General features: G+C 36.1%; 12 protein-coding genes and 1 tRNA gene. 5 read left to right on the forward strand and 8 right to left on the reverse strand.

Annotated features, from left to right (window positions below; translation table 11 throughout):
- The 8 genes from U9Q18_02870 to U9Q18_02905 all read right to left on the reverse strand — a co-directional run.
- Positions 1-309 (reverse strand): rhomboid family intramembrane serine protease (locus U9Q18_02870; protein ID MEA3313300.1); only part of this gene is annotated, 309 nt, incomplete at its 3' end.
- A 3-nt stretch (positions 310-312) separates the two neighbouring features.
- A complete protein-coding gene (locus U9Q18_02875; protein MEA3313301.1) occupies positions 313-1,119 on the reverse strand; it encodes an S-methyl-5'-thioadenosine phosphorylase in 807 nt (268 codons plus the stop codon).
- Between the two features lie 159 nt (positions 1,120-1,278).
- Positions 1,279-2,211: a thiamine pyrophosphate-dependent enzyme gene (locus U9Q18_02880; protein MEA3313302.1), complete on the reverse strand. Its 933-nt coding sequence runs from the start codon at positions 2,209-2,211 to the stop codon at positions 1,279-1,281.
- A gap of 4 nt (positions 2,212-2,215) precedes the next feature.
- Positions 2,216-3,385 carry a pyruvate ferredoxin oxidoreductase gene (gene porA, locus U9Q18_02885; protein MEA3313303.1) on the reverse strand — a complete coding sequence of 390 codons (1,170 nt, stop codon included), beginning with the start codon at positions 3,383-3,385 and terminating at the stop codon, positions 2,216-2,218.
- A 13-nt stretch (positions 3,386-3,398) separates the two neighbouring features.
- Positions 3,399-3,737 (reverse strand): 4Fe-4S binding protein, encoded by a 339-nt coding sequence (locus U9Q18_02890; GenBank protein MEA3313304.1) that lies wholly within the window; start codon positions 3,735-3,737, stop codon positions 3,399-3,401.
- Positions 3,737-4,306: a 2-oxoacid:acceptor oxidoreductase family protein gene (locus U9Q18_02895; protein MEA3313305.1), complete on the reverse strand. Its 570-nt coding sequence runs from the start codon at positions 4,304-4,306 to the stop codon at positions 3,737-3,739. Before U9Q18_02895 ends, U9Q18_02890 begins: the two co-directional genes overlap by 1 nt.
- 81 nt (positions 4,307-4,387) lie before the next feature.
- Positions 4,388-4,585 carry a ferredoxin gene (locus U9Q18_02900; protein ID MEA3313306.1) on the reverse strand — a complete coding sequence of 66 codons (198 nt, stop codon included), beginning with the start codon at positions 4,583-4,585 and terminating at the stop codon, positions 4,388-4,390.
- A 55-nt stretch (positions 4,586-4,640) separates the two neighbouring features.
- The gene (locus U9Q18_02905) at positions 4,641-7,256 is read right to left on the reverse strand and encodes a hypothetical protein (GenBank protein ID MEA3313307.1); all 2,616 of its coding nucleotides are present in this window, start codon (positions 7,254-7,256) and stop codon (positions 4,641-4,643) included.
- 282 nt (positions 7,257-7,538) lie between these two features.
- Here U9Q18_02905 and U9Q18_02910 point away from each other — a divergent pair, with 282 nt between their 5' ends.
- The 5 genes from U9Q18_02910 to U9Q18_02930 form a co-directional block, all read left to right on the forward strand.
- Entirely contained in the window at positions 7,539-8,816 is a 1,278-nt protein-coding gene (locus U9Q18_02910) for an SLC13 family permease (GenBank protein ID MEA3313308.1), read from the forward strand.
- Between the two features lie 65 nt (positions 8,817-8,881).
- The gene (locus U9Q18_02915; protein ID MEA3313309.1) at positions 8,882-9,244 is read left to right on the forward strand and encodes a septum formation initiator family protein; all 363 of its coding nucleotides are present in this window, start codon (positions 8,882-8,884) and stop codon (positions 9,242-9,244) included.
- A 17-nt stretch (positions 9,245-9,261) separates the two neighbouring features.
- Positions 9,262-9,609 (forward strand): S1 RNA-binding domain-containing protein, encoded by a 348-nt coding sequence (locus U9Q18_02920; GenBank protein MEA3313310.1) that lies wholly within the window; start codon positions 9,262-9,264, stop codon positions 9,607-9,609.
- Positions 9,609-9,684 (forward strand) — tRNA-Met (locus U9Q18_02925). The genes U9Q18_02920 and U9Q18_02925 overlap by 1 nt, the downstream gene beginning before the upstream one ends.
- Positions 9,685-9,940: 256 nt before the next feature.
- The coding region (locus U9Q18_02930) for a hypothetical protein (GenBank protein MEA3313311.1) at positions 9,941-10,394 on the forward strand (454 nt) is incomplete at its 3' end.

Consider the following 10,394-nt stretch of genomic DNA (forward strand, 5'->3'; position numbering starts at 1 on the left):
TACATTGTTTCCAAAAATCCAAAAATACCACAAGTTGCCAATGATATGAGTAAAACCACCGTGAAGAAACATCGAGGAAAAAATAGTCAACCATGCCGGACGAAGTGACGGCACAATATAATTGCCCGTTGTTATTTGATAAGGAATAAGTCCATAACGTAAATAAAAATTATTTAGTGCCAGACCAGGATCTTTAAAAGTTACTGACTGAAAAAGCATTATCAGAAACACAATAACATTAATCGAAATAATTACAATTGTGACTAAAGGGAATGTGCTTATCTTCTGCGTATCTCGCAGCGGTATCATTGTCTATATCTCAACCCGTGCTCCAGTAAGTGCTTTGCCGCATTGACAATGCTTTTCTTGCGGGATTTTCTCAATCATATTTTTCAGTATAGTTATAAGCTTTGTATTATTTTCAGCAAATTTTTTAACCACCATTTCTTGGGTTACTGGTTCAACATTACCGCTAGCAACAACACCGGAATCATAATCTGTAACGACTGAAATGTTTACATAGCACATTTCAAGCTCGCGGGCAAGTAATACCTCCGGGTATTGTGTCATATTAATAATGTCCCAGCCCATTTTCGTAAACCATTCACTCTCTGCTTTTGTCGAAAATCTTGGACCCTGTATAACTACAACTGTCCCTGTTGGATGAAAAGGCAGTTGCATTTCGCTCATCACATCTACAGCAATTTCCCGGAGCTCAGGGCAATAAGGTTCTGCAAGACTAACATGCACTGTAATTGGTCCTTCGTAAAATGTACAATCTCTTCCAGAAGTTCTATCCACAAATTGACTGGTTATGACAAAGTCACCTACTTTCACATTTGGCTGCAAACTTCCTACTGCTGTTGGTGCAATAATCCTTTCGACTCCTAACGATTTCATTGCCCAGAGATTCGCTTTATACGGAATTTTATGTGGAGGATACTGATGTAATTTACCATGCCTTGGTAGAAAAGCAATTTTTTTATCATTGTATTTACCAATTGAGATACGATCCGATGGAGAACCATACGGTGTTTCAATTTTTATCTCCCTTACATCATCTAAAAACGAATAAAACCCTGAACCTCCAAATACTCCTATTTCTGCCTTTTTTACCATTTTTTTCTCCTTCTCACTGTTTTAATGATACTAAATTTCCCTTTTTAATTATACGATTTTTTAGCTTAATTACTACTTTCCAAAAATTTCGACTACACCAATTCAAAAATAAAACGGCCCCGCTTCTAGTGGGGCCATAAATATCAATTCAGTTTTGTGTTACAGTTCAATACCAGATTCTTCAAGTTTTAAAAGCCGGCCCCATTCTTTATCTATCATCATTTGCATCTTCTCTATTACATGTTTATTTTTAGCTTTAAATAGGTGTTTAAAACGTCCTTGCCCATTAAGAAATTCTTCAATTGGTTTTCTATTCTTCGGCTTATAATTAACATGTACCTTTCCATTTTCCACTTCATATAACGGCCAAAAATTTGTTTCAACTGCTAATTTTGAATAAGACATTGTGAGAGCGGGATCAAATCTCCAGTTTGTGGTGCAAGGCTGAAGAACCGCAAGGAAAGCAGGTCCATCTGCTTCAAAACCTTTCTTTGCCTTGTTATATAAATCTATTATATTATGATTTGCTGCCTGAGCAGTATAAGGAATTCTATGTGCAGCAGCAATTTCTACAATATTTTTCCGCCACTGAGGTTTGCCAAAGCTTTTCGAACCAGCTGGAACTGTTGTTGTACTTGCTCCATACGGTGTTGCAGCACTCCTCTGGTTGCCTGTATTCATATAACCTTCGTTGTCGTATACGACATACATAAAATTATGACCCCTTTCTAATGATCCGGAAAGAGCCTGAAATCCTATATCATATGTCCCGCCATCACCACCAAATGCAAGAATGTTTACATCCTTGTCAATTTTCCCTCTCTTCCTTAAAGATTTATACGCTGTCTCTATTCCACTTGCTACTGCCGCTGCATTCTCAAACGTGACATGTACCCACGGTACTTTCCAAGCAGAGTAAGGGTAAATTGTTGTAACAACTTCTAAACACCCTGTTGCATTAGCAATAATAACAGGTTTATCTGATGCAGCAAGTATTGCTCTTACCATAGAACCTATCCCGCACCCTGCACACATCCTATGTCCGGGAGCAAGTCCAACAGGTTTTGACATTATTTCTTGTAACGTTGCCATCTCATTACCCCCTTAACCCTATGTATCTTTCTTTTTCCGAGCTTACCTCTCCCGAAAGTAGTTCGTTAAATGCTTTTTCTATATCACTCTTAAATATATCTTTTCCACCGAGGCCAAAAACATAGCTTTGAAGTTTTGGTCTTTTCTCCAGTTCAAAGAGGGCATTTTTTATTTCGGCATAAACAGGTGCATAAGCACCAAAAGCCATTGAGCGATCCAGCACACCAACTACAGGGATATTTTTCAACACTGTTCTCACTTCTTTATACGGAAAAGGCCTGAATAGTTTTGGTTTCAGTAGTCCGACTTTTTTACCCTCTGCTCGCATTTTATCTACAGTATCTTTGGCAGTACCCGCTGTAGATGAAAGAACTACTATCGCTGCATCTGAATCCTCCAATTTGTATGATTCAAAATACGGATATTCTTTTTTAGTAATTTTGGAAAGCTCTTTTCCAATCTCCAGGTAAATTTTCTTTACATGCCTCGTTGCTTCTTCCTGTTGTCTTTTAATTTCAAAGTAGTAATCAGGTAAAGCAAGCGGACCAATTGTATATGGATGCTCTGTATCAAGTAAATATCTGTCTGGATTTCTTTCTCCCACAAATGCTTTTACCTTGTCATTATCAAATATCTCAACATTTTCTACGCCATGCCCAGTTATAAAACCATCCTGCATAACCATCGCAGGAAGCAATATATCGGGGTGTTCTGCAAGTCTAATTGCTAAAAGCATATTTTCGTATGCTTCTTGGCCGTTTTCAGAAAATATTTGTATCCACCCAATTGTTGTTGCACCCATTGTATCAGAATGGTCGCAATGAATATTAATTGGCGCAGATAACGCCCTATTTACAACAGGCATCACAATAGGTAATCTTAATCCCGGAACTGCTGCTACTACTTCCCACATTAGTGCCAATCCTTGAGATGCTGTTGCGCACATTACTCTTGCTCCTGCTGCAGCCGCTCCTACAGTTGCTGACATTGCGGAATGCTCAGATTCTACAGGTATTGTTTCTGTATCGACAATACCATTTGCAACATATTGTGCAAAGAATTCAACAATTGGAGTTTGGGGAGTAATAGGGTAAGCAACAACTACATCAGGGTTAATCTGCCGCATTGCTTCAGCAACAGCTTGTGTTCCCGATAATGGCTTCCAAGTGCTCATTTTCTCCGCCTCCTTATTTTGAAGAAGTGGCTTCTTCTTCTCTAATCATTTCAATCGCATGTGTAGGGCATTCATGGGCACAAATCCCACAACCTTTACAGAAATCTAAATCTGCCTCAAGTCTTACAATACCTTTATAAATTCTTCCATTAAAACCTTTTACACCTTCTTCAGATTTAACTACGGAAATTGCCATATCAGGACAGTATGCTACACAAAACATGCAATGTGTACATTTATTAGGATCCCAAATAGGTCGTAAGGTTCTCCATGAGCCTGTTTTATAATCAAGCGAGGATGCTGGTGGAAGGTCGGCTCCACGCATAAGTTCTCTCCATCCTTTTTTCTCCATTATGATGCCACCTCCTCCCATGCTTTTCTCAAACCTTCTATATTCTTTTTGATCTTCTCCTCTCCTAACCTTGCAAGAAAATGTTCTCTAATTACATCCTCAGCTGTTTCAAGCGATACAACATTAGTAGTTTTGATTAGGGCGCCAAGCATTGGAACATTTGGTGCATCAATACTCAACAATTTTAGCGAAATGCCAGTTGCATCAAGTACATAGATTTTGCCATTAAAACCAGTAATTTTTTTTATTTCTTCTACAGATTTCGTGGTGTTTACAATAAGAATTCCATGTTTTTCACAGAGCCCCTGTGCAACGGGAACACTTCCTGCAATACCCTGGTCAAATACAAGCACTGCGTCAGGATTAACAATTGGTTCATGTGTTCTAATCTGTTTATCAGATATTCTTGTGTACGAAACTGTTGGCGCACCTCTTCTTTCTGAACCATACTCAGGAAACGATTGAATCCATTTTCCAAGTTTAAATGCAGACTCTGCAAGAAGTTGAGACCCAGATTTTGCACCTTGACCAGCTCTTGCATGCATTCTTACCTCATAAATTTCCTTCACGTTGGCCTCCCCAGCTTAAAATTAAATAGTTTCCCAAGGAGAGTTTCTCCCTGGGGCTGTAACATTTAGACTAAAAAGATTTTATGCAATTTCTTCTACTTGGATGCACTGTACCGGACAATTTTCTGCAGCATCTTTGTTGCAATCTGCATCGGATTCAGCAGAAATAGGAGCAGCTTTACCATCATCATTCATTTCCCAATTCTCCGGACAGATTGAAGCACATACACCACATCCAATGCAAGCTTCTGTGTCGGTTGTAACTTTATACTTTGCCATTTCTCACCTCCATATTTGTAGTATAAAAAAAAATTAGGTATTTGCAACATATTTACTAAAGATTTTTTTGTTTTCTCCACGGCTCAATGAGAAGCATAGCAGGAAGAAACAAAAGAGGAATGAAGATAATTCCGCTATAATGCTCTATTACAAACGAGCCAATTACCCGTAGCTTCCAGACATTAAAAAATGCAAAAAGGAACAGCAACCCAAATGCAAGTAAAAAAATTCGATTTATTACAGGAACGCCATTTCTTCCCTTTTCAATATTATGATGAATGAGGGAAATAAAATAAAAAGGGACCACTAAGAGAATTAATTCTCTTAGTGGCAATATGACAGGAAGTAATTTTCCACTGGACCCAATAGTTTTGAAAAATAGTGCTGAAATTGTCGGCGAAAGAAGGATAATCAAAACCGAAAAAACCGAAATTAAGCTATAGGCAAATCTTCCTTTTTTATGCAAAGCAGAAAGAACAAATGCCCCAATGAGTAATATAAACAAAGGGTATAGATCTTTTATACGTAACTCGAATATAAATATCGGAGAAAATTGATCGCTCATAAAAACAACGAGCCCAACAGCTAGAAGCAATATGGCAGCTTCTATTTTGTGGAGTAATTTTTTATCATACATACAAAAAAACATAAATGTAAATACAAACGGAAAATAAAAGAACAAAATTTCAGAAGCAAACAACGGTGGAATTAAACTAAAAAATTGAGGAATTAGTGTTCCAAATTCAAACAAATTAAAAATAAGCCCAAGTGTAATCATTAATGCCGAACTAATTCGTGAAAGAAAACCATTCTGTGTATCATACAAAGAAAATAGGAAAAAAAGTAGGGCAAAAATAAAATAAATAATAGTAATTACAGAGTAATGGATTAAATATCTATTCAAAAGAAGTAGAGCAAAACTTCCCAAAATAGAAAATACCAAAAATTGCTTTGCACTAAATAATTGAAGAGTTCTCCATTTTTTTGATGCATAAACCATAAGAAAAAATAGGAGAATAATTATAATGGACACAATAGTAACTGGAAGAGAGGATGGCTTATTCACCGGCATTTCTGTCGTGTAATGTACGCCGTCTATTTCAACTTCCACTGGATTTGTATGTAGAACAGCATAAATGTATTTTTCTTGCAGAGAAGAAAAATACACGTTTTTATTAAAAATTTCAGTCCCCCCGGTTTCAATTTTCACAACTGCATCTCCAGCTGCATTTCCTGCATTAATAATCCTAACAGCTACCCGCTGCACAGGAGTATGAGTAACAAATGAAGCTTCGGATAAATAAACCGGGGTAAATTTATCTTCGGAAATCCTTACTATCTTAATTTCCTTGTTTAAAGGAATATTAATTGTATTGTCATTTTCATTAAATAAAATACTCTCATTACTTACTCCGTCTATCACTGTAAATGTATTATTGATTTTAAATTGTTCTTTATCCAGTTGGAGCACGCTATCACAATTTTTTGCAGTGAAAAAAATATACGGGAAATTACCAAATTGATTTAGTCGGCAGTTGTTTGATTCAATTTCCCCCTTGTAACCTGCCTGGTTTAATACCGTTATATTGGCAAGTGCATTTGCAATTGCCGTTTTGCTATTTGCTAAAACATCCTCGTAATAAACAAAGTCGCCTTGATCTATATCTCTTCGAAATTCCGGATATATCCCATAAAAAACCAATGTATCCAGCATGCTTGTTATATTATTCTGAGAAAAATGTCCATTAATTGTAACAAATATCATTTTGTCAGGGTACATCACTCTTGCTTTTCTCAACAAATTTTCATCTAATTCACCATTTACCACAATCCCTACGATATCTCCAAATTTCCCAAAAGATAGAGTAGAATCATTTAAATTTTGAATGATAAGCAATTTCCCCCGGGAACGTAAATCTTTTTGCACTTTTACAAGTGTGTTCTCGATAGAGTGAGAATATTCTTCATCGGGAATTACATCAGGTATATCTACAAAGAAACCATCAAAGTCGAGGTTTGGATTTTTCTGATGCGTACGCATCGCAGTTGTATTTGTAAAACAAGGTTTCACGTCATACACTATCGATATATCATACATATTAAGTCGTTCATTGTGCGGTTTTGCAAGTGGGTTAAGTAAAAAATATGTTTCAATTTTGTCTGTGGGCTTTACCACCCTCTGAGGCTCATAAAAACTACCTTTTCCAGCACTTTTCAAAATATATTGTATCTCTACCTCAGGTTCTGCAGGTTTTGTATAGTCAAGTACTGTGCCATCTCGTCTTACCGCTGAAGTAAATACAGCAGACAGTATTTCACGGCTCAAAAAATCGTCTGGAACAAGCTCACAATAATCTTTTTTTAAATCGTCCAGTTTTGCTTCTTTGTCGCCGATCTTCGTATAAGAAAATAAATTTAATTCAGAAAATAATAATATAGCATTTTCACTATCAAAATGTTCATGTCCTGCTACCTTTCCTGCATTAGTAACTTTATCTATCCCTACGGGAATGTCTGGATATTTTATACGAAATGACTGAGGTGATATTGTAGATAAGACTAGTCCGTTAAGTACCGGACTCTCCGGATTACGATGTTTTGAAAGAACAGAAACATAAACTCCAGCTACAAATATTAAAATTAAGAGAAGCACAATAATAAATTTTTTCATAACTTTTTATTATACAACTATTTTATTTTTTGCAAAACGTTGTATAGTAAACTTGTTATAAAACGTTTGTTTGTGGAGGCAGTGTGTTATGAATATTGTTCTGCGAAATAGAAGTTGTACTGGGCATTTCAGCAACTACATACTTTTAGCGTATCTTTATCGATATGTTTGGTTCGCAAATCGTCTTAATAACAATTCTTTACGCTGCCGCATCTGCTATTATTGTTTAATTAGACTAAAAATAGCGTTCCCAAAAAACATAGGAGTAAAAGCAGCTAGCATATGACATTAAAATTTGCAGCAGGAATCATATTTATAACAGTCTATTTGTTTCTTATTCTATTTCCAAAAAAAAGGCATCACATCGCTATTATAGGTGCGGTTATCTTTATTATTTTAAGCATTGTGCCGCTGACGTCTGTTGCACTAATAATTAATTGGAATGTATTGGGAATTCTCTTAGGTACAATGGGAGTTGTAACACTTCTTATAGAATCACGCATCCCCTCTCTTTTAGGAGATATTGTTATCGATAAAGTGCCAAATGTAAAAATGGCTATTTTTGCGCTTGCTCTATTCGCTGGTTTCATATCTGCGTTTACGGAAAATGTATCAACCCTTCTTCTCGTCGCGCCTATCGCATTTTCTATCTGCGAAAGAATCGGTATTTCGCCTGTACCTGCAATTATCTCCATTGCTGTTTCTGCGAATCTCCAGGGCGCCGCAACGCTTGTAGGTGATCCAACTTCAATGCTTCTTGCAGGTTATGCACATATGAATTTCCTGGATTTCTTCTGGTATAATCATCATTTAAGCATTGCGATTCCTACTGAAATCGGCGCACTCGCTGCTTCTTTGGTTTTGCTTTATATTTTTAGGAAAGAAACCCACCCGATTCGCATTGAGGAAAAAACTGTTGTAACCGATTGGTTTCCAGGATACCTTGCTCTTTCTATGGTTGGTGCACTTATCCTGGCCTCATTTCTTCCGTTTAAAAACATCAATGGACTTATATGCGTAACATTCCTCGTTATCGGTGTAGCAAGAGAAATCCTTGTGAAAAAATATTTTATGATAAAAAAGGTAGTTCAAGAAATAGATTGGGATACGATACTTCTTCTTGCTGGTTTATTTATTATAGTGCAAGGGTTGGTAAACATCCAGCTAATTAAAGATATAGCACGTTTTATGACAAATCTATCCAAAGGAAACATCTTTCTAGGGTATACAATTATCGTATGGGGATCTGTTCTGGCATCAGCGTTTATTGATAATATCCCATATGTAATCGCTATGCTTCCCATTGTAGGAACAATGTCAGTTATGCTTAAGGCCCCCCCAGAGCTCTTTCTTTTCGGACTCTTGATCGGAGCAACTCTTGGAGGTAATATCACTCCAATTGGTGCATCTACTAATATCGCAGCAACTGGTCTGCTGCAAAAGAAAGGGCATATAGTAAGTTTTAAAGAATTTACTTCAATAGGTTTACCTTTTACTGTTGCTGCGGTTGCTACTGCATATATTGCTTTATACCTTATCATGCTTTCATTTATACACTAGAAATACTAACATGATTGACAAAAAATAACAACCACGTATATTTATGTTATGAGGAAATTCAAATTATGAAAAAACGTTCGCTCAATGCAGTTACTATCTTTTTAATTGCTCTAATTATTTATCTCTCAGTTGAAGTGATGATAACGACAAAGTACTATTTAGATAATAGAAAAAATGTATCAGATTTGCAGCAAACAATTGAAAAACTTGAAAATGAAAATGAACTTCTTCAAAATGAAGTTATAATTTGCACAGAAGAAGAATTTGTCGAAAAAGAAGCCAGAGAAAAATTAATGCTTGCAAAAGAAAATGAAACAATAATCTATTTTGAATGGCTTGAAGGCAAAGAAAAACCGACAGTAAATGAAGAAACCGGAGATTTTTTTACGAATATGTGGCAAAACCTCTTGAAACTTTTCAGAAAATAAATATAGTATATAAGCATATGGGCAAAGAAGAATTTACCGGAAGAGTAATTAAAATAATGCCATATGGAGCGTTTATAAAATTAGATGATGGCAACGTAGGACTCATTCATGTATCACAATTTAGTGATGTGTACGTAAAAGATGCCCGTAATTTTGTAAAAGAAGGTGAAAAGGTCATAGTAAAGATTGTCGGAAAAACAAAGAAGAACGGCAAACTGAATCTTGCGCTTGTAAAAAAAATTGGTGAGATTGCAAAAAAACCAGAAGCTAAAAACAGTCTTGACGAAAAAATTAAAAAATTCTTAAGAGAAGCGGAAAAATCACATTCTGCAAATAATCGCAGAATTGAAAGAAAAATACATTAGGCGGCGTAGCCCAGGGGTCAGAGCATCCGGCTCATATCCGGAATGTCGAAGGTTCGAATCCTTCCGCCGCCACCAGATAACTCATCTTAATACCTTTAATTTTGCAATTCTCGATGAGAAAATCTATTTTGCAATAGACAGACAAAAAATCTGTATCATTAAATTATAAGACAAATTCATACGTCTCTCTGGGTAAATCATCCATCAATTTCCCAATTTTTCCGTTTAAAATAGATTTCTGAAGATATTGTCGAAAAGAAATAGAACAAAATTTATTTACAAAAGTATAATATTCCAGTATAATCATTAAAAAATTAAAAAGGAGTCGCACATGGGAAAAGAGAGAATTGCTTTAGAGAAGTTTAGTAATCTTACCTATTTTGCTTTTGCACTCATTACAGCACTTGTTGGCTTTAACTGGTTTATGTGGGGGCCACTATTAGGGTCTTTTATAGAACCAACATATCATGTCTCTGGGTTTCTTCTTGCTCTGTTCATAACATCAGTACCAATCATGCTTGTATTTTTATCGTATTCTACCGGTAGTCTTGCTGACACAAATGTAAAGAAAACAACTATTCTTGCTGCACTTATAATGGCAATAACAGTTATTATACGGCCTTTCACTATAGGAAATTTCTATGCTCTGTTAACAATCCAGATTATTTTTGCGATAAGTGCTGTTTTCTGCTTCACATCTTGGGCTCCACTTACTTATAAATTATTTAAAAAAGAAAAAGCAGCCTCTCGCGTTGCAGGTTTTACCGCTTCGCTTACTCTGGGCC

Source organism: Caldisericota bacterium, assembly GCA_034717215.1.
GTDB lineage: Bacteria > Caldisericota > Caldisericia > Caldisericales > Caldisericaceae > UBA646.